This is a genomic window from Methylotenera sp. L2L1 (assembly GCF_000744605.1).
Taxonomy (GTDB): domain Bacteria; phylum Pseudomonadota; class Gammaproteobacteria; order Burkholderiales; family Methylophilaceae; genus Methylotenera.
The window spans coordinates 631,271-658,069 of sequence record NZ_JQMG01000001.1; the positions used below are offsets into that span (position 1 = coordinate 631,271).

Genomic DNA, 26,799 nt, shown 5'->3' on the forward strand with positions numbered 1-26,799 from the left:
AATATTACACCGAGCCGTGAGGCTTTTATCGCGACTGCGTGTCGCTCCTACACCACGCTCTCAGACTTAAATGTATGATTGATCACCATTACAAATACTCTTCTACTGTAAATAACTTCCTATGCTCTCTTATGGCAAATCGATCGGTCATTCCTGCAATATAATCGGCTACCGCACGTGCTTTATCTATTTCCGCATACGCCTGAAACTCATTTGGTAGCAATCCAATATTCTCGAAAAAGCATACGAACAGCTCGCGTACAATTCTTACCGCCTTTGCGCTCATGCGATTAACTTTATAATGCTGATATAGATTTTTACGTAAAAACTGTTTTAGCTTTAAGTTCTGCTCAGCAACATCGCGACTGAATCCTACCAACTGAGGTAAGTTCCGAATATCGTCAATGCTGGTAGGTTGATGTTGCGCTATATTTTGCGCGCTCTGTGTGCATAAATCGACAACCAGCGTATTAATCATTCGGCGTATCGTTTCATGTATCAACCGTTTTTGCTCTAACTTTGGATATCGTGCTTTTACCTCTGCTAAGTTTTGTGCGAACAGTTCGACTTTCGATAGCTGCTCTACGCTGATTAAACCTGACCGCAATCCGTCGTCAATATCGTGATTGTTGTAAGCAATCTCATCCGCATAATTAGTTAATTGCGCTTCTAGGCTTGGACTGGTTTTATCAATAAAACGCTTTCCCACATCCCCAAGCTGTCTGGCATTCTTAATCGAACAGTGCTTGAGTATGCCCTCACGTACTTCAAATGTAAGGTTTAATCCATCAAAATCCGCGTAGCGCTGCTCCAGTTGGTCGACAACTCGTAACGATTGCAGATTATGTTCAAATCCACCAAATTCACGCATACATTCATTAAGCGCATCTTGCCCAGCATGCCCAAATGGCGTGTGACCTAGGTCATGAGCTAAAGCAATCGCCTCTGTCAGGTCTTCATGCAGGTGTAATGTACGCGCAATGCCTCGCGCCATTTGTGCAACTTCTATGCTATGCGTAAGTCTGGTGCGGAATAAATCACCCTCATGATTAACAAACACCTGTGTTTTATATTCCAGCCGACGAAAAGCTGTGGAATGAATAATTCGGTCACGGTCGCGCTGGAATGCATTACGTGTAGAGGAGCCAGGCTCATCAAAGTGTCGCCCTATTGATTGTTCTGGATTAGCTGCGTAGGGAGCAAGTGTATTCATATTTTCACTTTAATTTAGGTAAACAGTTTCTAGCAAGCAACTTAATTACTCCAGCAGATTATCGTCTAAACCATAAGTTTTTAACTATTAGTACAGCTTGGTGGCATCCACAGCCAAACCTGCAGCACAAACGCCTAATCAATGCCTAAATAGCAGAAAGAGATAAGGTTTCTTTTAACTTTGCTTCATCATAGTCACTGGTAATCACAGACTTACCGATTGCCTGCTGTAGCACCAACCTAATTTTCCCATCGGCTACTTTTTTATCCAGCTGCATCAAATCCAAATACTTTTCTACACCTAGCTTTGGCGCATCTAAAGGTAGCTTGGCCGCAGTTAATAACTGATAAACGCGCTTAACATCTTCATGACTTAGCCAGCCCATGCGTTGAGACAAGTCTGCCGCCATCATCGTGCCAGCAGCAACAGCCTCACCATGTAGCCAAACGCCATACCCCATTGCATTTTCAATGGCATGCCCGAAAGTGTGGCCCAAGTTCAACAATGCTCGCTCACCTGTCTCATGCTCATCACGCGCGACTACATCGGCCTTATTCTGGCATGAACGGTAAATAGCCTCACTAATTGAAGACTCATCAAGCGCCATCAACTGTTCAATATTTGCTTCTATCCAATCAAAAAAATCAGGATCTCTTATCAATCCGTATTTAATGACTTCTGCCATCCCAGCAGAGAACTCGCGTGGTGGCAAAGTTTGTAATGTATCAATATCAGCCAACACCAATTGTGGCTGATAGAAAGCACCAATCATATTTTTACCAAGCGGATGATTTATACCAGTTTTACCGCCTACGGAAGAGTCCACCTGAGACAGTAACGTAGTAGGAATTTGTATAAATGGCACACCACGCAAATAAGTAGCGGCAGCATAGCCTGTTAAATCACCGATGACACCTCCGCCTAGCGCTATTAATGTGGTACTGCGCTCACAGCGATTTTGAAGTAAAGCATCATAGATAAGGTTAAGCGTTTCACTATTTTTATAGGCTTCACCATCGGGCAATACAATAGAAATCACCGTAACGCCTGCCGCCTTTAATGCGCCACTTAATTGCTCAAGATACAGTGGCGCGACTGTTGTGTTGGTGACAATCGCCACATGCTTGCGTTTTAAATACAGCAATATCAACTCTACATTTGAGATGAGACCACGGCCAATGTGAATGGGATAACTTCTATTTGCTAATTCTACTTTTAATGTTTGCATCTCAATTTACTTTTTCACAATTTACTTATTTAATAGCTCTTCAATGTAACTAGTAATCTCCAGCGCAGATTGTGCACCAGTATCTACAATATAATCGGCCAAGCTGGTATAGATAGGATCTCGCTCTATATATAGACGTTCTAACTTCTGCTTCATGTTGCCACCTTGTAGTAAAGGCCGCGTTTTGTCATGTCGCGTACGTTGATACAAATCATTTACCTTGCCGCGCAGATATATAATCTTCCCGCTGTTTTTTAACAAAGTCCGATTCTCCGGCATCAAGACAGCGCCCCCACCCGTTGCCATAATAATATCATTCAACTGGCATAGCTCTTCAATAACCAAATTTTCGCGCTTACGAAACCCATCCTGCCCTTCCAACTCAAAAATGAGTGGGATTTTTACGCCTGTTTTACGTTCAATCTCAACATCAGAATCATAAAACTCTTTATCCAACTGCTTGGATAGCATGCGACCAATTGTGGTCTTACCAGCACCCATTAGGCCTATAAAATAGATATTATTCAATTAAAAACCACCCCTATTGCTTGGCAATATTTTTGTTATTTAGTGTAAGAGGTTTATGCACCTGCGCCATTGCAGATAAGCCCCCAATGTAAAATGCCCATCTTATTCTAGGATGGGCATTTTATCAAAACAATCAGCTTAGCTACTATTACATCAGCACTAAACCCACTATTGCAACGTTAAGCGTTCATCTACAATTCTTGGCGTAATAAATATCAACAACTCAGTTTTGTCATTTTGACGAGTAGTTCTCTTAAACAGATTACCAAACAATGGCAAATCACCAAAGAATGGTACTTTATCTACATCGTTACGCTCAATTTGCTCGAAAATGCCACCTAGCACTGCAGTTTCACCATTACCAACGAGCACTTGCGTATTGATATTCTGCGTATCAATTGAAGGCACACCATTAAAGATTTCACCCACTTTATCTTTCTTAATATCCAACTCCATGATGATTTTTTCATCTGGCGTAATTTGTGGCGTCACTTCCAAACTCAATACTGCAGGCTTGAATGCAACGTTTGTCGCTCCGCTACTAGATGCCTGCAAGTATGGAATCTCAGTACCTGCAGCAATCTTAGCTTTATGTTGATTAGCCGTAATGACACGTGGACTGGAGACAATCTTACCGCGCTGATCCGACTCCATCGCAGTCAACTCTAAATTAAGCAGCAACCCAGCAGCCACGTTATAAATGCTGTACGCGATAGAGCCTGCAGCATTTGCAACGGCTAGGTTTGACATTAAATCAGGCAGGCCATCAGAACTGGTCAGCACACTGCCGTCTGTCAGTGCGGTTTGAACTGAACCATTATGCGTACCTTGGGTTAGGGTTGTGGCGGTTGTTGCTGTAGGCCTATTACCGATTGAACCACTTAAGGTCGCATTGGTATTGCTACCTGGCCGCCCCGTTTGAGTAACACCCAACCTAGCACCTAATGCCTTACTGTATTTATCATCAGCAATGACCAATCTAGACTCAATCATTACCTGCTTAACAGGTACATCCACTCGATTAATTATCGCCTGAATCTCTTCTAGCTTTCTGGCTGTATCTTGCACAAACAATGTGTTGGTTCTGGCATCGTGATTGACACTACCGCGCTCAGATAAAATTCTATTGCGCATCCGTCCCGCGCCTCCAGCCCCACCACCTCCAGTGGTACTTACGCCACCGTTCAGTATAGTTTTAAAGTCTTCTGCTTTTTGATACTTAAGGGTAAATGACTCTGTCTTAATTGACTCTAAGCTTTCTTTCTCTTGCTGAGCAGTCAATTCAGCCTTTTCTTTTGCAGCAAGTTCATCTGCTGGCGCAATTAAAATAACATTGCCATTTTTACGCTTATCCAGCCCCTTGCTTTGCATAATAATCTCAAGTGCCTGATCCCAAGGCACATCTTTTAGACGCAATGTAAGGTTACCTGTGACAGTATCACTACTAATAATATTCAACCCAGTAAAGTCTGCAATCACTTGCAACACTGAACGTACTTCAATATTTTGGAAATTTAGAGAAAGCTTCTCACCAGCGTAGCCTGGTTTTGTACCTCGTACCAATTTGTTTGGATCTTCTATCACCTGACGCACATCAATAATGAATTTCTTATCGGCTTGATACGCTGACTGCTCCCAGTTACCTTTAGGCTCAATCACCATACGGCCATTTTTACCTTGCTTCATCGTATCCACATAAAGCACAGGCGTATTAAAATTAGTAACGTTCAATCGACGCTGCAAATTAGCAGGGACATCGGTATTGATAAAGTCGACTTCAATCACCTTACCCTTTTGTTTGATATTGATACCAGCGGATGGATCTGACAGATCAACAATAATACGCCCCTCACCATTTTTACCGCGGGCAAAATCTACATTATTTATTGCAACAGAATTTGCACCACGAACAGGTTCGGAAAACTTAGTTTCCACATTGACCGCACTAGTAATTTCATTCGCCTGTAACAAAATCGTCACTTCATTACCGCTTGCAGAGGCACTATACCCAACGTTTTTTGTTAAATTAAGCACCATACGGGTACGATCTTTACCTTGCGCCAGAGTCACACTTTTTAATGCACCGGCATCCGCTGGAATATTATTTTTCGCCAATCCATTACCAACCTTAGGAAAATCTAATGCGATACGAGCAGGGCTCGTTAATGTAAAACCAGCAGGTGGGTTTGCTAATGGCTGCGTAGTCTTTACACGAATACTGACTCGACCACCTGGTAAAGTTGAATAATCGACACTCTCAATTTTATTAGTCAAGGCCGACTGATCTTCAGCAACAGCCGTTACAGTAACAAGCATCAGCCCAAACAACATAGTTGCTTGCAAAAGTTTCGACATCCAATTATTCATTTTCATTATTTCACCTTAAATCTTACTTCCTAAAAATATTAAGAACTTCTAGGACTTAATGCTCTATTACAATAAAATTGACCGTCTTCAAACTAACCATCACTAATTACCAACCCTAACCCCATCAACACCTAGGCTCGCCATATTGGCTAACCTCATACGCGACAACAGGTTACTCCTCCTGCAAAACCAAGTTGGAAGTACGCTCCACCCAATCACCAGTAAGGTCATCTTGCACAATCTCAGTTAATAACACTTCACCATCTGTAATTTGTGTAATTTTGCCAAAGTTCTGTCCCACATAACTCCCCAACTTAACTTGCTGTACCGTTTCATCAGGTGTTTTAATCAGAGCATAAGTCAGCTTGCTTTTAGACAGCAGACCAACATACTTTAGACTTTCAAGTGGGTATGCTTCCATCGGCTCTCTAGGGCGATTCAAATTGGGCTGTAAAACACTCGATTTATTAACCGCTTTGCGTGCACGGAACGGATCAACTAGTGTGCCATCAGCGTTATATTGCAAAGCCATATATGGCTGAACTTCTGGCAAGGGCTTAATTCTTGGCTTTACGCCTTTGGTAGCATCACGCATGTATTGATCAAGGTCATCCCCCTCCTCGAAGCTACACCCGGTCAGCCCAGCACTTAGCACGCCACCAATCAAAATAGACATGACAACAGGCAAGGTAAATATTCGTTTGATAAAATCAGTCACGGCCACTATTTACCTTTCTTATCAGATTTTGACTTGGACTTAGACTTTGATTTGGACTTCTCTTTCGCTTTTTCACTCTCAGCTCTACGTTTTTCGGCAATCTCAGCAGCATCTAAGTACCGGTAAGTTTTAGCAACAGCCTCCATCACCAAGGTGCTATCGCCAGCATTTGGTTTTGCTTTGGCATCTTTACTTTTACTTGCCGCATCCTTATTCACGACAAACACGTCGCCTAAGGTCACAATTCTCGATAGCTTTGATATATCTGTCGCAAAAGCACCTAGGTCATGATAAGCGCCCGTCACTTTAATCGATATCGGCATCTCTGCATAAAACTCTGCTTGCGTTTCTTGACCCGGCTTAAATAATTCAAACTCTAAGCCACGCGCTAGACCTGCCTGATTAATATCGGTCAACAATCCATCAATTTGAGAGCGGTCAGGCAGTTGTTTTAGCAAGGCCCCAAAAGTCTTTTCAATTTCGACCATTTGCGCTTGATATGCTTCTAGATTAATCGCCTGACTTTTTTTATCAAAGTAAACTTTTCTAAGCTCTTCCTCTTTGGCTTTTTCTGTATCTAGTGTGTCTAAAGTCGGGCTGAGCACCAAATAATAGCCAAGTGCAAGCAACACAAAGAACACCACTCCTAACAATACGGCCTTAACTGGTGCAGGCAAATTACCCGCATTATTGATGTCGATGTTATTAAAATCTTCTAACTTCATGATTTTCTCGCACTTCCAGCTGTCGCTTTAGCACCTGCATCATCTGTCTCTGTTATCGGCGTTTTTAAACTCACCTTGAGCGTAAATAGGTTTTGTTTCTGCACACCAACTGTGATTGCCTTAATTTCGATCAATATCGGAGACTCCAACCAATTAGATTGGTTAAAATTGCGCACCAATGTCGCCACTCTGGCGTTGGTATCGGCAACCCCCTCTATGGTGATGACCTTGCCTTCCTGCTTAAAGCTTTTGATATACATGCCTTCTGGCAATTGACGGCTAATCTCATCAAAAACAATCACAGCCTGACTTCGATTAGTCTGCAAATTCTCAACCACTTGCTTACGCTCAAGCATCGCACTAATTTGCTCTTTCAAGTCTTTAATATCAGCGATTTCCTTGTCTAGCTTTGTAATCGCGTTATTAAGGCGCTGATTGCGCTCCAACTGAGACTGAACCTTACTGTTGATAATGGTATAAGCCATAAACAGAATCGCACATGCTGCAATAGCGCTGAACAAGGCCATTAAACCGAATTCTCGCTGCCTTGCTTCGCGCCTTATTTGGCGATGTGGTAGTAGATTGACACGTATCATAGTGCGAACCCTCGCATTGCAAGTCCACAAGCAATCAATAATGCAGGTGCATCTGTCGCTGCTTGCTGTGGCCTAACTTTCGCACTAACCGCCATGCTGTGGAAGGGGTTTGCAACAATAGTATTGACCTGCGTGCGATCTTGGACCGTTATATCAATCTCAGGAATGGAAGCGCACCCGCCTGCCAACACAATATGATCAACACGGTTGTATTGGGTAGAGCTGGTGAAAAACTGCAACGCTCTGGCAACTTCCATTGCTAGCAATTGAACAAAAGGTTGCAAGACTTCGCTTTCATAACTTTCTGGCAAGCCACCCTTACGCTTAGCGATTTCAGCCTCTTCTTGCGATAGCCCAAAACGACGCTGAACCTCTTGTGTTAATTGTGCACCGCCAAAACTTTGCTCACGCGCGTAGATTGGCGCGTTGTTGTGTAGCACATTGATGTGCATCATGGTCGCACCGATATCAACGATCATCACAGTCTGCTCACGTCCGGCATTAGGAAGCTGACCGGCAACTAACGTATATGCAGCCTCGGTCGCGTATGACTCTACATCCATGACGATGACTTTTAAACCAGCGCCTTCGGCAGCGGCAACGCGATCTTCGATTTTTTCTTTACGTGCAGCAGCGATGAGCACTTCAACTTCATCAGGATTATTGGGCGCAGGGCCGAGTACTTGAAAGTCTAGATTCACCTCTTCGAGTGAAAAGGGGATGTATTGATTAGCCTCAGCTTCGACTTGCACTTCCATGTCTTCTTCACGTAGATCAGCAGACATGACGACTTTTTTAGCAATGACAGCAGAGGAGGGCAATGCTAAGGCAACGCGCTTCTCACGCGAGCCAAGCAGCTTCCAGCCTAGCTTTACAGCATCAGCAACTTTTTCCAGGTCGCCAACGTTGCCATCAGAAATAGCATCTTTTGCAAGAGGAGAGATTGAATAGTTCTCAAGTTTGTAACCACCACGCCCATCACTAATAAGCTCAACCATTTTAACTGAGGTTGAGCTTATATCTATTCCTACTAGCGGGGGTACCGATTCTGTAAAAAAGCTGAATTTCAAATTGAAATTCCTTTTCTGATTTCGTTAGTTACGAACATTTCTAATAATTTACATTAAATCCTAGCAACAACTTTAAACCCTGTAAAGCAATTTTTCATTTATTCAAATATTTAACTTTATCTCTCAGTTTATTCGCGTCAACTTGCATAGCAATTTATAATAGCGTTACATTTTTAGTTTAAAGAAATCAATCACTCATGACTCCAAACAAATGGTGGCACTATCTTTTGTTAACAATCGTTGTTAGCGGCCTATCTGCCATTGCTTTTGTAGGGATTGCTGTTGCAGTCGTTTACCCAAGCTTACCATCGCTTGAAACACTCACAGACTATCGACCCAAGCTACCGTTGCGAGTTTACTCTGAGGATGGCTATTTAATTGAGGAGTTCGGTGAAGAGCGACGTGCTTATGTAAAAATCAGTGACGTACCCAAAAGCATGAAAGATGCCGTACTTGCGATTGAAGACCGTCGCTTTTATCAACATGGTGGTATTGATACCAAAGGCATTCTTCGCGCCATCAAAAACAACCTCACTGGAGTGAGCCATGAGGGTGCAAGCACCATCACCATGCAGGTGGCCAAGAATTTTTTCACAAAGCCTAATGGCAAACGCACCCTAGGCACTAAGATCAATGAAGCGTTACTCGCCATTAAAATCGAAAACAATTTAAGTAAAGATAAAATTCTTGAGTTGTATATCAACCAAATTTATCTCGGCCAACGTTCTTACGGCTTTGCTGCTGCTTCACAAGTTTACTTTGGCAAACCATTGGAAAAATTAAATCTGGCAGAGACTGCCTTACTGGCGGGCCTCCCTAAAGCACCATCTGGTTACAACCCTTACACACATCCTAAGCGTGCCATCGCACGGCAAAACGAAGTACTGCGCGATATGTATCGCTATGGATTTATTGAAGAGTCTGTTTACAAAAAAGCGCTGAACCAACCACTTCGATTTAAGGCGTCCAGACAATCTCGTGACTTATCAGCAGACTATGTTGCTGAAATGGTCAGAGAAAGCCTATACGCAACCTATCAAGATGAGATTTATAGTAGCGGTTTAAAGGTTTACACCACCGTACGTAAAGCCAACCAAGAGGCGGCAAACAGTGCGCTTAGAGATGGCATATTAGATTACGACGCACGCCAAGGTTATCGTGGGCCAGAAAAGCTGCTTAAATTAAGCCAGCCAGCCACTGATGCAGACAAAGAGATCATCACAGAAGCGCTCAGTGATATTGAGATATCAAACGGGTTAATGCCTGCGGCCATTACAAAAATTGCAGAAAAATCGATTACCGTACATACAAAATATGGTGATGACATTGAAATCAGCGGTAAAGGCTTAGCGTTGATTGATAGAACTCTCAATGAAAAAAATCCCGAGAAGCGCTTATTAAAAGTGGGTTCAGTGATTCGTATTTTAAACGCATCACCATCTACCCAATCAGGTCAATGGCGAGTGGTTCAGCTACCTCAAGTTGAATCAGCACTTATCTCCATAGACCCTGAAACTGGCGCAATTCGCGCTTTGGTAGGCGGCTTTGATTTTAATCGCAATAAATTCAATCATGTTACCCAAGCATGGCGCCAACCAGGGTCGAGCTTTAAACCTTTCATTTATTCTGCCGCTTTAGAAAAAGGCTACACACCCGCAACCATTGTTGAAGATGAACCTTTAAGCTTTTCATCTGAAGAAACGGGCAATACAGAATGGACCCCTCAAAATTACGATGCAACATTCGATGGTCCAATTCGACTCAGACAAGCTTTGGCAAAGTCTAAAAACATGGTGGCGATTCGTGTGTTAGAGAGTATCGGCAAGGGCTATGCACAAGACTACATTACTCGCTTTGGGTTTGCAGCCAAAAATCATCCTGCTTATATGACAATGGCACTTGGCGCAGGCTCTGCAACCCCCATGCAAATGGCAAGCGCCTATGCGGTGTTTGCGAATGGTGGTTACCGAGTTAATCCATACTTAATTTCTAAAATTGTGGACCATAACGGCAAGCTAATTTCTAAAAGTAAATTTGTAACAGCAAAGCATGATGCGCCACGTGTCATCGATGCGCGCAATGCATTCATCATGAACTCAATGATGCAAGATGTGGTGCGATACGGCACGGCAACCAAGGCTTTACAGCTTGGGCGTAGCGATCTAGCAGGCAAAACCGGGACAACAAACGACCATTTTGACGCATGGTTTACAGGTTACAGCCCGAAGCAAGTGGCCGTGACATGGGTTGGGTTTGATAAACCTAAACGCCTAGGCCGCAACGAAACTGGCGGCTCAACAGCATTGCCAATTTGGATTAAATATATGGCAACCGCACTAAGAAATGTGCCTGAAACTGAAATGCCGGTACCCGATGGGGTGATGGCGCTACGCGTAGACCCAGTGACTGGGGTAAGGGCGGACAATGATGAAAATGGCATTTATGAATACTTCTATCATGAAAATCCTCCACCTGAAATGGAGATTCCATTGCCAGGTATGTTTGAAGAGGAAGCACTACCATTAAGCCAGCCTCAGCAAATGTTACAACCTGAAATCATTTTGCAGCCAAAGAGCTTAATTCCTAAAGCACCTGAGCAACCATCAAGATTTAAAGAGCCTGGCGCAGCCAAAGCAATTAAACCTGCTGACGCTGCCAGCAACAAAGATTTGGCGACGAATAAATCTGCAGAGCAAACAAAAGCTAAAAAACCTGAACCCAGCAATACAGTTGCAGCACACGATCAGGTTCAGCAGCTATTTAACCCGCATTAAGCTCAAGCACTACCGGTGTGTGATCAGATGGGCGCTCCAGCTTACGCGGCGCCTTATCTATGTAGGCCGCTTTACATGACGCTTTAAGAGAGTCGCTTACCAGTATATGATCGATGCGCATACCTAGATTTCGCCTAAAGCCCATCATACGATAATCCCACCAGCTAAAGCTCTTTTCAGGCTGTTCAAACAACCTGAAACTGTCATGTAAACCAAGATTAATTAAACGACTAAACGCCTCCCGCTCTAAAGGCGACACTAATATCTGCCCTTCCCAAGCGGCAGGATCGTGGCAATCACGGTCTTCTGGTGCAATGTTATAGTCTCCTAGCAAAGCCAATTTTGGATGCTGTGCCAGCTCCGTTTTAAGCCAGTCATTTAATGCAGTTAACCAACGCATTTTATATTGATACTTGTCAGAATCCACTGCCTGACCATTAGGAATATAAGCGCAGACAACACGAACTCCATTAATGTCAGCAGCAATCACACGCTGCTGATCATCATCGAAATTGGGAATATTATGCTGCACGTTAAGAATAGGATGACGACTAATAATCGCCACGCCGTTATAGGTTTTTTGACCAATATGCACGGCATGGTAGCCCAACTCACGCAATGCCTCATAAGGAAACTTGCTATCCTCTTGCTTGGTTTCTTGCAGGCAAAGTACGTCTGGTTGATTCGCCGTTAACCAGTCCACCACGTGTGGCAAGCGCACATTAAGAGAATTGACGTTCCAACTAGCTAGTTTCATAGGCTTATGATATTAAAAATACGAGAGTGATTGAATGTGACAGTGCGCAACTCTAACACGCATCACCACATGGGTCAAAAACCAAAACTCACTCAAAACCATGCGGATAAAAATGTAATGTTTTATCTTTAAACCATCAAAAAGTGTATAGCGCCACTATTCAGTTTCATGAGTATGGTAAAGTCCGGTTTTTAGAAAAACGAGCCTATGATTAAAGCCGCAATATTTGATATGGACGGCTTGCTGATTGATTCTGAACGTATCATCATGCAAGCTTGTATAACTGCCGCACAACAAGTTGGCATCACGTACACACAAGCTGAATATGTAGAACTGATTGGCCTTGCTGGGCCAGATTCCACACGTGTCATGACTGCCCAACTAGGCGGCACTGAACGATTTAATCAAGTGATGGTTGGCTTAGATGCAGAACTGGCAAAGCTAAACCATACTTTCCCGCTCAAACAAGGCGCCCTTAAGCTACTCCAACATTACCAAGCTAATCATATTGTTTGCAGCGTTGCCTCGTCATCCGCCACGCACCACATTACTCACCGCTTAAGCCAAGTTGGCGTCATTGATTATTTTAGCCACATCACCAGCGGGCAAGAAGTAGCGCGAGGCAAACCCAACCCAGACATTTACCTACTAGCGATTGAAAGATTAGGCTTAAAAGCAGAACAATGCATTGCTTTTGAAGATAGTGAAGCTGGAGCGCGCGCTGCGATTGCCGCAGGATTAAAAGTGGTTGTCGTGCCAGACTTAATACAGCCAAGTGACTTTGTCACCAAACATAGCCATCAAATAGTCGGCAACTTGTTAAGTTATTTAGATCAAATTTAAGGGCCGCAAATGCCAAGCATGTTCCGTAGCGGCACATTTACCCTTTAACCCGCCGGCAACATCCACGCTGGCAAGCAAGGTTAAATTATAGCTCGTTTGATAATGCTGCTTGACCTCATCCGCCCCGACAGAAAATGGCGGGCCAACCTGCAAAGCTTGGTCGTACTCAAAACAAATCAACAATTGAGGAGCCGCATACGTAAGCGCTATTACATGTGCGGCATAACTTTTACGCATATCTTCAGGCAACGCTACCAAAGCGGCTCTGTCATACACAGCATCCACACACCCCAACATATCTGGTGATACTTCAAAAATATCGCCAACAAACATGTCGAGGTTGGACGTGCTGTAATGTGCAATTTCACCAACCTTGCTAATTGCTGGCGTTAATCCAAAGCTTTTAAATAGGTCTTCAACAGCAATTAAACTCAGCTCCGCGCCTACAACTCGATAGCCTTGCGCCAATAGCCAAGCAATATCAAGCGTCTTGCCACAGAGAGGTAAAAATATTCGTGAACCAAGTTTTAAATTGAGGCTGGAGAGGTGCGCTACCAATAACGGATTAGCTTCATTTAAATGGAAGCCAATCTCGTTTTTCTGCCATTTTTGGTGCCAGAAGTCGTGTTTCATACACGTAAGTCAAATCGAATTTAACTTCAATAAAATATCAGACTTTTCTTTTTTTAAAGCACTATTTGTTATATCTATTGCTGGCTGAAAAATATTCATATCGATTTCGAAATGGTTAAATTCATTTAACAAAGTTTTCCTTGAAAGAAAGAAAACCTTATTTTGTATGTCATCTTTACTGCCAGACTTAAAAGAATCGATAATGATATCGCTCAGGAGTTGTTTCTTATCAGTGTTAACCGCATATTTACCTACAAGCTTCTTTTCTACTAAGAGACGCAAGTATAAATAGCTAAGACTATGTTTTAACGTTTTGTTTAGCAATGGAAATCTGTCATTTCTTAAGATTGTTAAATTATCAATATCTAAGCCGATAATATCTTGCGCTGATATTTCATAAGTATTATTAATAATTCCAGGCGGAAATAACGTGTTGTAAATGTCTGTAATATTAACTTTCTCAGTTTTATAGCCATGCATTATTGATGTCAAACTATTCTTTGAATCAATATCATTAGTTATTTGACAATAACCTCTCATATAGGGCACCAGTGAAATTACAAAGGCTTTCTCGTCAACAATCTCAGCAGCAATTCCACTTCTTAACAAGTTAAGTAATTCGTACAAATAAAGCAATATTTTCACTTCATCTGTATTGACTGGTATAAATCCATTTTCTTCACCGCTAGTGTTATTTATGAAATATAGATTGAAACAGTTTTTATGTTGATGCTCCAGTAACTTTATAAGGTCAGTGTTGTGGGTTAAAACAATAGATTTTTTATTGTTAAGAATTTTGATAATTGCGTAAGCAATTTTATTTTTATAGATTGAATCAAAGCTTGATATAGGGTCGTCAAGTACAATAATTTCTTGACTAACCTTTTTTGCTTTTAACAACTCAAATGCTAAAGATAAGAAATTTTGCTCGCCATTGCTTAAAGATAAGTCTTGCCTACCTTTATTAAGAAACTCTTGGTCACCAAGTAGCAATTTAAGATTATTATTTTCATCTCGTTTTAACGTAATTTTTTTGTCTAAACATTCATTTAAAAAGGTTTCAATATAAAGTACGTCTTCTTCTTCAAATTCAGGTTTTTCAATAAGTAGTTTCTCATACTCACTTTGAATTGAGATTAAGCCACTATCGGCTAAAGTGTTTATGAACAAGTTTGTTAGTTTCGAGTCAATAATTTCTTCATAAGTTTTGATTTCATTACAAATTTGCGTAATTAAATTTGCGTTCCCATTTATTAATGATGCTTGAAGATTTTCCTGAATTTTGAAAGGGTCATCCCCACTTATTTTCTTAATAATATTTTCAATTATTAATTTTGTTTGGTCGCTCAATGAATTAATCGTTGTTTGATATAAGTCCTTTTTAGACTGGAGTAGAATTTCTCTTTTTATTGATGTATCACATACAATACAGTCATCAATATAATGAAACTTTTCTAAAACCTTAATAGCAGTATCGCTCTCATCAATTTTTCTAATTTGTTTTTCTTCCTTAACTAACTCAAGCTTTATGTTACGTAAAAGACTAATAAGTGAGTTTTTTGCATAGTCATTTATTACAAATTTAAGTTTTATTTCATCATGCTCTGGGATATCTTTAATTGTAATTCCGCTAACTTGCTTCAGAAAAGCAACTCTTTCAATGTCTTTCCCTTTAGATTTATTATTTGCCAAGTCTGAAATATAACTTTTCAAATCAGGGTTTGTTATTAATTGGGAAATTGGCGAGCTTTTTGTAGTTATTGAGAACGAATTTTTTAGTCCATCAATAATAGATGTGTAAAGTATTATGAACTTATCTTCTAGTTGTTTTTTTAATTCATATTCTTTTTTAATGTTGTCACCGAGAATGAAGTCTTCTGTACTGCCAACGATGACATTTCTTCCATTTTGGTCACTGATTACATGTACTATTTTTTCGTTTACTTCTGTGAGAACCTTAGCATCAAACTCCACCTCGTATTTCGAATTTTTGACTTGGTTCATTACGTTTGTAAAGCTCGTTTTACCTGTCCCATTAGGACCATATAAAACACATATAGATTTATTAGTGAAGTCGATAATATTATTAGAAGTCAATGGGTTAAATTCACTACAGAAAATAGTGTCTAGTACAAGTTTATTTATTTGTAATTTCATTCACGCGGCCTCTAGAGTAATTTGTATTCAATAATTTATTCGGACATTGAACATAAAAAAGCCAAGATATTGAATCTTGGCTTTTTTATGTTCAATGTGACATTAAGTTTAACTACTCATTCCATTATGCCTTAGCAACGCATCCATGCTCGGCTCTCTACCCCTAAATGCCACAAACGACTCCATTGCAGGACGTGAACCGCCTTTTGCTAGCACTTCATTTTTAAAGCGTTTACCTGCCTCGTCTGAAAGCACACCCATTTCCTCAAATAGGCTGTAAGCATCGGCTGACAGCACTTCTGCCCACTTGTAGCTGTAGTAGCCAGCGGCGTAGCCACCTGCAAAGATATGGCTAAAGCTGTTTGGAAATCGGTTCCATTTTGGCGGCCTAACCACGGCGACTTCATCACGTACTTGTTCAATCAAATCTAGCGCGGTGAGCTTACCATTAGGGTCAAACTCGCCATGTAGGCGCATATCGAACAGTGAAAATTCGATTTGACGAACAGTTTGCATACCCGCTTGGAAGTTTTTAGCGGCCACCATTTTATCGAACAACTCACGCGGCAATTGCACACTAGTTTCCACATGCGCTGTCATATGGCGCAAGACATCCCATTCCCAGCAGAAGTTTTCCATAAACTGACTTGGCAACTCTACAGCATCCCACTCCACGCCTTTAATACCAGACACGCCGTATTCATCCACTTGCGTCAGCATATGGTGCAAGCCATGACCAAACTCATGGAACATGGTGATGACGTCATCGTGCGTGAACAATGCAGGCTTGTCACCAACAGGTGCTGAGAAGTTACAAGTTAGATAGGCAACAGGTAGCTCGACACCATTTTCTTTCTGGCGACGGCTGATGCATTCATCCATCCATGCACCACCGCGTTTATGGTTACGTGCATAAAGGTCTAAGTAGAAATAAGCAACCGGCTGATTAGCACGGTCTGTAATTTCATAAAAACTTGCATCTGCATGCCATACAGGGGCATCCACTTTACGTACTTGTACGCCAAAAATGATTTCGGTGACTTTAAACAAACCAGCCAGCACTTTATTTTCTGGGAAATACTGTTTTACCTCTTGATCTGAAAACGCATATTTTTCAACACGTAACTTCTCACTCACATAGGCCACATCCCAAGCTTGCATGTCGACAATGCCGAGCTTGCTGGCGTAAGCTGTCAGCTCTTGCATATCTTTTTGTGCATAAGGCCTGGCGCGCTTTGCCAACGTATTTAAAAATTCAGTCACTTGTTTAGGGCTATCGGCCATCTTGGTAGCAAGCGATAGTTCGGCATAGTTGCTAAAGCCAAGCGTTTGCGCTTCTTCTCGTTTGAGCTTGAGAATGTCGCTAATTAAGGTCGTGTTATCCCATTCTGGCTTGCTTAACTCGGAAGCGCGTGTGGCATAAGCTCGGTACATGGTTTCGCGTAACGCGCGATTATCTGCGTACTGCAACACTGGCATATAAGATGGGAAGTGCAAACTAAATTGGTAGCCCTCTTTCCCATCCGCCGTTGCTGCCTCTTTGGCAGCTTCGATTGCATCTTCTGGCAGGCCAGCTAAATCAGCGACATTTTCAACGACATGTTTAAAGTCATTGGTGTTGTCCATGATATTTTCTTCAAACTTACTACCCAGCTTAGACAAGGCTTCACTGATTTCTTTAAAGCGTGCTTTTTGCTCGGCAGGTAACTCCGCCCCACCTAATTTAAAATCTCGCACTTCATTATTCACAATTTTTTGCTGTGTAGGTGAGAGGTTGGCAAACTCAGCACTGGCTTGAATAGATTTAAACTTTGCGTACAAACGCTCATCTTGCGATACGTCACTATAAAAATCGGTGAGTTTTGCCAAATTGTCGTTATACGCTTCACGTAGTTCCGGGCTGTTGACCACTGCATTCATATGGCCAACTTGGCTCCATGAACGACCTAGTTTTTCACTATGATCTTCTAGCTTAACCGCAAAATTATGCCATGTTGGGGCTTCTGGGCTGGTTGCAAGTTGCTCGACTAACGCACGCCCTTCGGCAATCAGACTATCTACGGCAGGGCCGACATGCTCAGGCTTGATTTCATTAAATTTAGGTAATCCTGCAAAATGTAATAATGGGTTTGACACAAACAATCCTTAGCACAGCGTTAATTTAGTACAGCATTAATTGATAAGACGTAGACTCAATGGGTAACGATAGGTTTCGCCATTACTAGTAGAGATGGCGGCAACCACGCATAAAACAAGATTGAACAGCCAAATAATTCCCAACAGCAAAAAGCCAACCAGTATGGCAACCAAAATGCCCGCCACAAACTGTGCTAGCAGGATAGTGATTTGGAAATTTAACGCTTCTTTAGCTTGTGCTGATAGATATTCGTTGTCGTTCTTTTTTAGCAGCCAAACAATCAAAGAGGGAATGAACGTAAACAAAATACCACTCAGATGGGTAACCGTTGCGATGTTCTTATCATCATTACTTGGTACTAATATCACGTTACTCATTTAAATGCCCTCTCGTTAATGAGTCTGATTAAATTTGGTGAGGATGAGTTCAATTTTTTCTATGTCAGTTAAGCTCAACACTTTGCGTGCTTGCGTTTTTAACTCAGCAAGCTGACTATGCAGCACCTGCTGCTTAACACTCAGGATATGTGATGGGTGCATAGATAACTGTTGCAAGCCCATCCCTAAAAGCAACCTAGTAAACCTTGCGTCACCTGCCATTTCGCCGCACACGGATACTGGTTTTCCTAGTTTTGCACCCGCTTTTATCGTCATTGAAATCAACTTCAATATGGATGGGTGTAAAGGATTATATAAATGCGCAACGGCATCATCTGTCCGATCTATCGCCAAGGTGTATTGAATTAAATCATTAGTACCAATCGATAAAAAGTCTAACTCATTGGCAAACGCTTCTGCATTAATGGCAGCAGCAGGAATCTCTATCATGCCGCCTAGCGCAATATTTTCATCGAAAGGAATACTCTCTTTGCGTAAGCTTTGTTTCGCGCGCTCAAGCAATAGCTTAGTTTGTCGCAATTCTGAAAGCGTACAAAGCATAGGAATCAAAATCTTAATATTGCCAAAATGTGAGGCACGCAACAAAGCTCTCAATTGTGTATGAAAGATTTGCGGCTCAGATAAGCATAAACGAATTGCACGTAAACCTAAGGCTGGGTTTGCGCAGTTCACAACCGTGTCAGAATTAGCCTGCTTATCTGCACCCAGATCTAATGTACGAATGGTGACCGGTGCACCTTTCATCGCCTCAGCCACTGCCTTATATGCAACAAACTGCTCCTCTTCATCGGGCGTATCGTGCCGATTCATGAAAAGAAACTCTGTTCGATACAAGCCAATGCCAGTAGCACCCGCAAGCTTTACTGCGGCCACATCTTCTGGTACTTCAATATTCGCCAGCAAATCAATACTAGCGCCGTCGATAGTGACCGCCTTCGTACTCTTGATGCGCTTAAGCTTTTGTTGCTCTAATTCCCACTGATCTTGACGTAATTTGTACTCAGCCAAAATCTCTTTTGACGGACTGACAATGACAATGCCCAAGTGGCCATCAACAATAATCAGCTCACCATCATTGATTAAATCATGCGCACGCTGCAGCGCAACAATGGATGGGATATTAAGACTACGCGCCAAAATAGCAGTGTGCGAAGTAACGCCACCAACATCAGTGACAAATGCAGCAAACTGATGCTGTTTAAACTGGATAGCATCCGCTGGTGAAATGTCATGTGCGACTAAAATCAGCTTTCGTTCCTGATTCACGGCACTCAACTGTTGCTCAGAACTTAGCTGGCTCGGATGCCCCAACAGCGCTTTAATAATACGCTCAACGACTTGTACAACGTCCTGTTTACGCTCACGAAAATACACATCTTCAATTTGCTCAAACTGCTCGACAATATCATCCATTTGCAGTTTGATAGCCCACTCGGCATTGCACTGCTCGTTTCGAATAATATCCTTAGGTATTTCTGTTAAAGACTTATCTTCTAACATCATTAAATGCGTACCCACAAACGCACTTAACTCTGCAGGTGCATTTTTACGCAAGCTATGATTGATTTGCTCTAACTCGGCCTTAACACTGGCAATTGCTTCGCTAAACCGATCAATTTCGGTTTCAATTAAATGTTTGGGTAGCTGATAATGGACAACCTCTAACAGCGCATTAGAAACAAGATGCGCCTGTCCAATGGCAATGCCGCTAGAAACAGCGACGCCATGGATGCTAAAGCTAGGTATAGTCAAACTACTCATTCATCCTCACCGAAACGGCTATTAATCAGCGCCACCAGCGCATCGATTGCGTTAGACTCATCGGCTCCACTCGCCTCCAATGTCACAATAGAACCCTGTGCGGCAGCTAGCATCATCACGCCCATAATGCTTTTGGCATTTACGCGACGACCATTGCGTGTAATCCATACTTCACTTGCAAACTTACCAGCTGCTTGCGTCAGTTTGGTTGATGCACGTGCATGCAAACCTAGTTTATTAATGATTTCCAGCTCTTTACTAATCATGCTATTGGGCCTAGTTGTTGTTCTAATTGGTTATTTTTGTAATTGTGATTAATTGGAAGAATCTTGTTCATACCGTTTACATTCTTGGCTAGTAAACTGCACCACACCTTCACGACCACCACTGATGGCCTTTTCTACGACGATACTTAGTGGCTCATGCCGATAGGTCATCGCCCTAACCAGCATAGGTAAGCTGACCCCTGCGACGCCAGCGACCACATCTTGCTGTAAAAGCTTAACAACGATATTACATGGTGTTGCACCATACATGTCCGACAGCACCAGCACACCATCGCCACTGTTTAGCTGCGCTACCATACCGAGCGCTTTGGGCAAGACAATATTGGGGTCATCTTTTCCATCGACCGCTAATGATGCAATTTGTGCAGGCGTACCACCTAACACATGGCTTGCACACGAGATTAAGCTCTCACCTAATGTGCCATGCGTTACAATCAAAATACCTATCATTGTTTAAAATCAATCCTATTTATTTTAATGCTCGAGTTTTATTTTAATTCCCGATGTCGTGTTAGTACTTTCTGTTTATCTTGAAAGTATTGGCTTAACTGCTCTACCAAATACACAGAACGATGTTGCCCCCCAGTGCAGCCAATTGCCACCGTCAGGTAACTACGGTTATCCGACACAAAGCATGGTAACCATTTCTCAACATAATTTCTAATATCATGCATCATCTCGTTCACGGTTGCATGATCTTTTAAAAAGTCCTGTACCTTTTCATCACGCCCGGTCAGGTCACGTAGCGCAGGGTCGTAATGCGGATTAGGTAAGCAGCGCACATCGAACACAAAATCTGCATCTAATGGAATGCCATGCTTAAAACCAAACGAGGTAAACAACAACGTTAATCCTGTATGCTCTATCGACACGACCTCTTTCACCCAGCCACGCAGTGTATTAGCACTTAAATAGCTAGTATCAATCACATGTCCAAGACTACCCAAGCCGCCCAGTAAATCACGTTCAAGCGCAATACTCTCAGCCAAAGTAATAGAAGCCTTACTGAGCGGATGTTTACGTCTTGTTTCGCTAAATCGTTTGACCAAAGTTTCAACATTTGACTCCAAGAACAACACCTGCACATCAATGCTCTTTGATTTAAGTTGGTCAATATGTACCGGCAGGGTTTCAATGGCAATACTACGGCTATCAATACTAATGGCAATGCGCTTATGGTCAGCATCTAAATGATCGGCAATCGTGGCCAACATGGTAGCCGGTAAGTTGTCGATACAGTAATAGCCGCTATCTTCAAGCGCACGTAATGCAATGCTCTTTCCTGATCCAGAAAGACCGGTGACAATAATCAGTTGTTTCATGGATTCGATGAGCCCTAGTAGAAAAGTTACTTGTGTTGCTTCATTGCGCGCTGCTGACGTTGCATCAACTGCTTTGTCGCATTCACGCCACGCAACAGCAACATATGGTTACGCACGGCAACCTCGACCAACACAGCAATATTTCGCCCGGCAGCAATCGGAATATGTACCTTGGTCACTTTTAATCCAAGCACTTCTTCATGCTGCGTTTTAATACTTAGTCGGTCTAACATCTGCAAAGTTTGCAGATCCGCCTTCTCTAACTGAATAATTAAATCCAGCGGCTTAGTAGGTTTAACCGCGTTATCACCAAATAAGGCGCGTATATTTAAAATACCCAAACCGCGGACTTCTAAAAAGTCTTCTAATAACGGGGGACAGCGCCCCTCTATGCGTTCAGGCGATATCCTGAAAAAATCTACAATATCATCGGCAATCAGTCGGTGTCCGCGTGAAATCAGCTCTAACGCAAGCTCACTCTTACCGATAGCGGCTTCGCCTTTAAGTAACACGCCAAAACCCTGTACTTCCATAAACACGCCATGCACACTAATAGTCTCAGCCATCGCCTGCGCCAAGAAGTGACTCAGGATATCCATAAGCTCTGGGCTGCGTAAGGTAGAGGTAAATAATGGAACGTTGTGCTGATCGGCCGCAGCCAACAGTATATCAAGCACTTTCTCACCGTTCGCAACAATAACGGCTGCTAAATCGGTAGAAAATAGATTATTGATTGCACGCTCTGCGTCAGCAGTGGGCAAATTGGTAATATAGTCCATCTCAGCACAGCCTAACACCTGCACTCGATTCGGATGTACAAAGTTAAGATGGCCTATCAGTGCCAAGGATGGTTTAGTAACTGTTTCGCTAGTGAGAGTATTTGACCCGCCGTTGAGTCCTGCAACCCAACTTAATTTGAGTTTACGGCGGGTTTGTTTGAATAGCTCAGCGACGTTGAATTGAGCCATATTTAAGGTAACAAAAAGAATTAAATACTAAAAAACTCAGTCAATGTTTTGATGCTTAACTGCACCATTCGCTTTGTGATGATTTGTATTTTTCTCTTTATGTTTCACCACTTGACGGTCCAGCTTGTCGGTCAACATATCGATTGCACTATACATATTTTCATCTTGGCATTCTGCGTGTAAATCATTACCAGGCACATGCAGTGTAGCTTCAACCTTTTGAGCCAGCTTTTCGACACTCATGGTCACCTTGACATCGATCACATGATCAAAGTGATTACTGATTTTAGTTAATTTGCTAGTGACATAGTCACGTAAAGCGGGCGTAATTTCTAAATGATGACCTGTTAATTGTAAATTCATGACTTGCTCCTTTTGAAAATATTCCGCAAATATTAATTGTCAGAGATTCGTGATTAAGACTTACAGAACAATTTCAGTTTACAACTTTTCATTGGGTCTGTGGCAAGGAATTCAACAATTTTTTACGTAGATTTAAACAATTCAGTTATAACGATTTTCTTAAGCTCGCAGGTGCTATATTCATTGACTCACGATACTTAGCAATTGTGCGTCGTGCGACCACAATGCCCTGCTTTGCCAGCAAATCTGTAATCTGATTATCGGAGTAAGGCTTCTTGGGGTTTTCTTGGTCAACCAACTGCTTAATCAATGCGCGAATAGCCGTTGCCGAACAAGTACCGCCGCTATCTGTCGCAACAGAACTACCGAAAAAGTACTTAAGCTCAAAAATACCACGAGGTGTCAGCATATATTTATTAGTCGTCACACGTGAAATGGTCGACTCGTGCAAATCAAGCTCGTCGGCAATCTCCCTTAACACCAGCGGACGCATAGCGACTTCACCGTACTCCAAGAAATTGCGCTGCCTATCCACAATCGCTTGTGACACTCGCAGAATGGTAGAAAACCGTTGCTGGATATTTTTAATCATCCACTTGGCTTCCTGCATCTGGCTTTGCAAATACTGGCTAGAACTATCACGATTACGCTTTAAGATGCCAGCATACAGCTGGTTGATTTTCAATTTAGGAATCACGCTGTCATTCAAACTGGCGATCCAGATACCTTTTACTTTTTTGACAATCACTTCATGCTGTATGTAGTGTTCTGAGCCTATATGACTAAACGCACTGCCAGGACGCGGGTTTAAACTGGTGATTAATTGCTGCACCTGCTTTAAGGTTGCTTCATCACAGCCCAACTCTTTACGCAGTTTTACAAAATCACGCGAGGCCAACACCGGTAGATAATGCTTTGCCACTAAATTAGCTAAGGCTAAATGTGGCGTAAATTTTGGCAGCACTTCTAACTGCAAAAGTAAACACTCACTTAGGTTGCGCGCACCGACACCTGCAGGGTCTAAATGCTGCACATGGCGCAATGCAGTTTGCAGCTCCATCGCATCAATTTCCAGCTCTTCTGGCATCAGTTCAGCGATTTCTTCTAATGACTGCTCCAAATATCCATCATCATTGATGCTATCAACCAACATTAATGCAAGCGACTGGTCACGCTCCGACAGCGGCATTAGCTTTAATTGAGAGAGCAAATGCTCACGCAAACTCGTCTGCAAGGTTTCTTGTGGTTTAAAATCGCTGTCATCGTCCGCCGGCATGGTGTTTTCATCCCAACGGCTACCATTTGAAAACTCATCGAACTCATCACCGAACTCGGCCGAGAAAGTATCCGCGTACTCTGAGTTTGACACTTCAAACTCAGAAGGCTCGACCGGCTCAGCAGGGCTTGATACAGTAGAATCCAAGCCAGAAAACTCATGGCCTGAATCTAAATAATCAGCATCAAAACCATCCACTTCAGGCTTATCTACATCCGTCACAACCTCAGCGCTTTGCGCACTCAAATCTGCGCCATCAGCCACTGACTCAACTTCATTGCCGTACTCATCTTCAGTGTCATCGCCCCGCTCCAGCAAAGGATTGGTTTGCATCAACACATCAATTTCTTGATTTAACTCCAATGTTGAAAGCTGCAACAGACGAATCGCCTGCTGCAACTGTGGCGTCAGTGATAGATTCTGTGAAAACTTAAGCTGTAAACCTTGCTTCATAGGCGGAAATCTTTACCTAAATACACTTCTCTTACACTTTCATTCGCAACGATTTCACTTGGAACACCTGAGGCGAACACATGCCCTTGATTCACAATATAAGCGCGATCGCAAATACCTAGTGTTTCACGCACATTATGATCAGTAATCAACACACCGATATTGCGAGAACTTAAGAAGCGGATAATTTGCTGAATATCAATCACAGCAATGGGATCAATACCGGCAAATGGTTCATCTAACAAAATAAAGCTAGGATCAGATGCCAAACAGCGAGCAATCTCTACACGACGGCGCTCACCGCCAGACAAGCTCACCGCGGCACTGTCACGTATATGCGTAATATGCAATTCTTCTAGCAGAGACTCCAAACGCTCAGACATTTCTTCTTCTGAGATATCCTGTAACTGCAAAATTGCTAAAATATTTTCGGTGACCGTTAACTTGCGAAAGATTGAAGCTTCCTGCGGCAAGTAGGACAAGCCCATTCTGGCGCGCATGTGAATCGGCATACGGCTCAAATCTGCACCATCTAGTGCAATTCTACCTGCATCCAAGGCGACCAACCCAACAATCATATAAAAACTGGTTGTTTTACCGGCACCATTAGGCCCTAACAAGCCGACCACTTCACCACTTTTAATCGTTAAAGAAATGTCTTGCACCACAGTACGTGCACTATAAGATTTACGTAAATTTTCTACAATCAGTTCGCTCATCATTGCCCACTTATCATGCAGTTATTATTTTGAAAATTATTGAGCATTGCTAGTATTTTTACTGACTTCCGCTGCACTTTTGCTAACTTCCAAAGTGCGGCTGAATCTTGCATCTTTAGCACTAGGAATCGAGCCGTTACCGCTAGAAGCATCTGGCTTCGCTTTAGTGGATGGAACTTCAGGTTTAATCTCGACTGGCGCTTTTTTATTTTTAGGTTGAATCACAGCACGTACACGCCCCGTACCAGAAGTCGCATTCTGTGAACCTCCGCCAATTACCTCAGCATACTCAGCATTGGCATCGTACATAATATAATCACCATGCACGACGTCTTCGCCACGCTTCACCCACGCTTTTGTATACAACTGCACTTTATCCATGCGTCCGTCATATTCAATCCGCTGCGCACTGCCTTGAATGTACTCATTTTTACCCTCAAGTTTTTGTCTAAACGTCGTCGGGTTACCTAAGGAAGTGCTATGCTGAAAGCCCTCTTTATCTTCACGCACAATCAATTTATCTGCATGAATCTCCAGCGTACCCTGCGTGAGAATCACATTGCCCGCATATGTACTAATTTGCTTTGCATCATCCACTTTCATTGTATCGGCTTCTAGATCAATCGGTTTGTCGCGGTCCGCTGCCTCTGCCCATACCCGGCCATTCAGGCTTAACAATAAAACCCCACATAACAATAGATTCGATAATGTATTTACTTTAATCATGAAAAACTGCCTATTCATAGCGTCTCCGAATGCGCGCATTGTTATCTGGTTTATCTCGTTGAGCATCGGCAGTTGGCTTAGCTGCCTTTACTTGCTGATTGTTCTTTTGATTTGATGTCTTGTGACTTGATGTCATGGATTTTTTTGCTTTTGCGGCAGGACGCTCATAATGTGCACGCACTTTATGCAACAACGTCACTGTTTGCTGCTTTTTCTCATAAATCAGCCCCGTTGCGTAAATGACCGTACCTGGCGCCTGTTTAATCACCACAGGGCGATCTGTCGTCGCATATTCTTCATTAGGTAAAATTTTAAGGTAATCCGTCTCTACCGTCAGTTCACCCTTATCACCGAAAGCTTCTCGCATCACCAGCACCTTACCAAACACCTCAATTTGCTCACCATCGCTGGAAACATTACCCGTATCACCTTCCAGCTTAGTATAAGGCTTATCCTTTGCAAACTGTGTAAAACGTGGCTTAATCAAATCCGTGGTATCTACATCAGGAAAATGCTTCATCTCATTTGCCGCCAATTTGTAACGCAGCGCACCATTCACATCGGTTTGTGTCGTCTCAAAGTTACTCATGACATAGTCTGGATCATGACGGCTACTGCCATCCAATTTAGGCATCTGAGGCTGAACCGACTTATCAATCCAAAATGTAAGTAAAGCCAACAATAGCAATAAAGCTAAAGGAAAAACAATCGCGGATTTTGTGCCGAGTTGCATACCTAAACGCCCACACCGCTGAGGCTAGATTGCATTAACTGTTTACT

General features: G+C 42.5%; 25 protein-coding genes. 2 read left to right on the plus strand and 23 right to left on the minus strand.

The window, feature by feature from the left end:
• Positions 1-88 precede the first annotated feature (88 nt).
• From FG24_RS03030 to FG24_RS03065, 8 genes are all read right to left on the minus strand, one after another.
• The gene (locus FG24_RS03030) at positions 89-1,213 is read right to left on the minus strand and encodes a deoxyguanosinetriphosphate triphosphohydrolase (protein WP_036300852.1); all 1,125 of its coding nucleotides are present in this window, start codon (positions 1,211-1,213) and stop codon (positions 89-91) included.
• 145 nt (positions 1,214-1,358) lie between these two features.
• On the minus strand, positions 1,359-2,441 hold the full coding sequence (gene aroB, locus FG24_RS03035) for a 3-dehydroquinate synthase (protein ID WP_036300855.1): 1,083 nt from the start codon (positions 2,439-2,441) through the stop codon (positions 1,359-1,361).
• 21 nt (positions 2,442-2,462) lie between these two features.
• Positions 2,463-2,942, minus strand: coding sequence for a shikimate kinase (locus tag FG24_RS03040; protein ID WP_051901406.1), 480 nt, complete (start codon positions 2,940-2,942; stop codon positions 2,463-2,465).
• A gap of 195 nt (positions 2,943-3,137) precedes the next feature.
• Positions 3,138-5,342 carry a type IV pilus secretin PilQ gene (gene pilQ / locus FG24_RS03045; protein ID WP_036300862.1) on the minus strand — a complete coding sequence of 735 codons (2,205 nt, stop codon included), beginning with the start codon at positions 5,340-5,342 and terminating at the stop codon, positions 3,138-3,140.
• Positions 5,343-5,508: 166 nt separating this feature from the next.
• Entirely contained in the window at positions 5,509-6,012 is a 504-nt protein-coding gene (locus FG24_RS03050) for a pilus assembly protein PilP (protein WP_051901567.1), read from the minus strand.
• Between the two features lie 47 nt (positions 6,013-6,059).
• Positions 6,060-6,779: a type 4a pilus biogenesis protein PilO gene (locus tag FG24_RS03055; protein WP_051901407.1), complete on the minus strand. Its 720-nt coding sequence runs from the start codon at positions 6,777-6,779 to the stop codon at positions 6,060-6,062.
• Complete coding sequence (locus tag FG24_RS03060) at positions 6,776-7,375, minus strand: PilN domain-containing protein (protein ID WP_036300865.1); 600 nt, start codon at positions 7,373-7,375, stop codon at positions 6,776-6,778. The genes FG24_RS03055 and FG24_RS03060 overlap by 4 nt, the downstream gene beginning before the upstream one ends.
• Entirely contained in the window at positions 7,372-8,445 is a 1,074-nt protein-coding gene (locus FG24_RS03065) for a pilus assembly protein PilM (protein ID WP_036300867.1), read from the minus strand. Before FG24_RS03065 ends, FG24_RS03060 begins: the two co-directional genes overlap by 4 nt.
• A 197-nt stretch (positions 8,446-8,642) precedes the next feature.
• On the opposite strand from FG24_RS03065, the gene FG24_RS03070 reads away from it, so the two are divergent.
• The gene (locus FG24_RS03070; protein ID WP_036300868.1) at positions 8,643-11,219 is read left to right on the plus strand and encodes a penicillin-binding protein 1A; all 2,577 of its coding nucleotides are present in this window, start codon (positions 8,643-8,645) and stop codon (positions 11,217-11,219) included.
• Here FG24_RS03070 and xth read toward each other — a convergent pair.
• Positions 11,206-11,976: an exodeoxyribonuclease III gene (xth, locus tag FG24_RS03075; protein WP_036300871.1), complete on the minus strand. Its 771-nt coding sequence runs from the start codon at positions 11,974-11,976 to the stop codon at positions 11,206-11,208. The genes FG24_RS03070 and xth overlap by 14 nt on opposite strands.
• A gap of 207 nt (positions 11,977-12,183) precedes the next feature.
• On the opposite strand from xth, the gene FG24_RS03080 reads away from it, so the two are divergent.
• Entirely contained in the window at positions 12,184-12,819 is a 636-nt protein-coding gene (locus tag FG24_RS03080) for an HAD family hydrolase (RefSeq protein ID WP_036300873.1), read from the plus strand.
• On the opposite strand, the gene tmpT is transcribed toward FG24_RS03080, so the two are convergent.
• The 14 genes from tmpT to lptC all read right to left on the minus strand — a co-directional run bounded on the left by tmpT (position 12,805) and on the right by lptC (position 26,752).
• A complete protein-coding gene (tmpT, locus tag FG24_RS03085) occupies positions 12,805-13,452 on the minus strand; it encodes a thiopurine S-methyltransferase (protein ID WP_036300876.1) in 648 nt (215 codons plus the stop codon). The two genes, FG24_RS03080 and tmpT, sit on opposite strands and share 15 nt — an antisense overlap.
• A gap of 9 nt (positions 13,453-13,461) precedes the next feature.
• Positions 13,462-15,609 carry an AAA family ATPase gene (locus FG24_RS03090; protein WP_036300878.1) on the minus strand — a complete coding sequence of 716 codons (2,148 nt, stop codon included), beginning with the start codon at positions 15,607-15,609 and terminating at the stop codon, positions 13,462-13,464.
• Positions 15,610-15,717: 108 nt separating this feature from the next.
• Positions 15,718-17,745 (minus strand): M3 family metallopeptidase, encoded by a 2,028-nt coding sequence (locus FG24_RS03095; RefSeq protein ID WP_036300881.1) that lies wholly within the window; start codon positions 17,743-17,745, stop codon positions 15,718-15,720.
• Between the two features lie 36 nt (positions 17,746-17,781).
• Positions 17,782-18,123, minus strand: coding sequence for a DUF4870 domain-containing protein (locus tag FG24_RS03100; protein WP_036300883.1), 342 nt, complete (start codon positions 18,121-18,123; stop codon positions 17,782-17,784).
• Positions 18,124-18,138: 15 nt separating this feature from the next.
• Positions 18,139-19,905, minus strand: a complete 1,767-nt coding sequence (gene ptsP / locus FG24_RS03105) for a phosphoenolpyruvate--protein phosphotransferase (protein WP_036300886.1) — start codon at positions 19,903-19,905, stop codon at positions 18,139-18,141.
• Positions 19,902-20,171 (minus strand): HPr family phosphocarrier protein, encoded by a 270-nt coding sequence (locus FG24_RS03110; protein WP_036300888.1) that lies wholly within the window; start codon positions 20,169-20,171, stop codon positions 19,902-19,904. The genes ptsP and FG24_RS03110 overlap by 4 nt, the downstream gene beginning before the upstream one ends.
• 48 nt (positions 20,172-20,219) lie before the next feature.
• A complete protein-coding gene (locus tag FG24_RS03115) occupies positions 20,220-20,642 on the minus strand; it encodes a PTS sugar transporter subunit IIA (protein WP_036300890.1) in 423 nt (140 codons plus the stop codon).
• 38 nt (positions 20,643-20,680) lie between these two features.
• Positions 20,681-21,514 (minus strand): RNase adapter RapZ, encoded by an 834-nt coding sequence (gene rapZ, locus FG24_RS03120; protein ID WP_036300892.1) that lies wholly within the window; start codon positions 21,512-21,514, stop codon positions 20,681-20,683.
• A gap of 26 nt (positions 21,515-21,540) precedes the next feature.
• The gene (gene hprK, locus FG24_RS03125; protein ID WP_036300894.1) at positions 21,541-22,482 is read right to left on the minus strand and encodes an HPr(Ser) kinase/phosphatase; all 942 of its coding nucleotides are present in this window, start codon (positions 22,480-22,482) and stop codon (positions 21,541-21,543) included.
• Between the two features lie 36 nt (positions 22,483-22,518).
• A complete protein-coding gene (gene hpf, locus FG24_RS03130; RefSeq protein ID WP_015833100.1) occupies positions 22,519-22,845 on the minus strand; it encodes a ribosome hibernation-promoting factor, HPF/YfiA family in 327 nt (108 codons plus the stop codon).
• A 145-nt stretch (positions 22,846-22,990) separates the two neighbouring features.
• Positions 22,991-24,574, minus strand: coding sequence for an RNA polymerase factor sigma-54 (locus tag FG24_RS03135; RefSeq protein WP_036300896.1), 1,584 nt, complete (start codon positions 24,572-24,574; stop codon positions 22,991-22,993).
• Positions 24,571-25,293 (minus strand): LPS export ABC transporter ATP-binding protein, encoded by a 723-nt coding sequence (gene lptB, locus FG24_RS03140; protein ID WP_036300898.1) that lies wholly within the window; start codon positions 25,291-25,293, stop codon positions 24,571-24,573. The genes FG24_RS03135 and lptB overlap by 4 nt, the downstream gene beginning before the upstream one ends.
• Positions 25,294-25,329: 36 nt before the next feature.
• On the minus strand, positions 25,330-26,019 hold the full coding sequence (lptA, locus tag FG24_RS03145) for a lipopolysaccharide transport periplasmic protein LptA (RefSeq protein WP_081880996.1): 690 nt from the start codon (positions 26,017-26,019) through the stop codon (positions 25,330-25,332).
• Between the two features lie 10 nt (positions 26,020-26,029).
• Positions 26,030-26,752: an LPS export ABC transporter periplasmic protein LptC gene (gene lptC, locus FG24_RS03150; protein ID WP_036300900.1), complete on the minus strand. Its 723-nt coding sequence runs from the start codon at positions 26,750-26,752 to the stop codon at positions 26,030-26,032.
• Positions 26,753-26,799 lie beyond the last annotated feature (47 nt).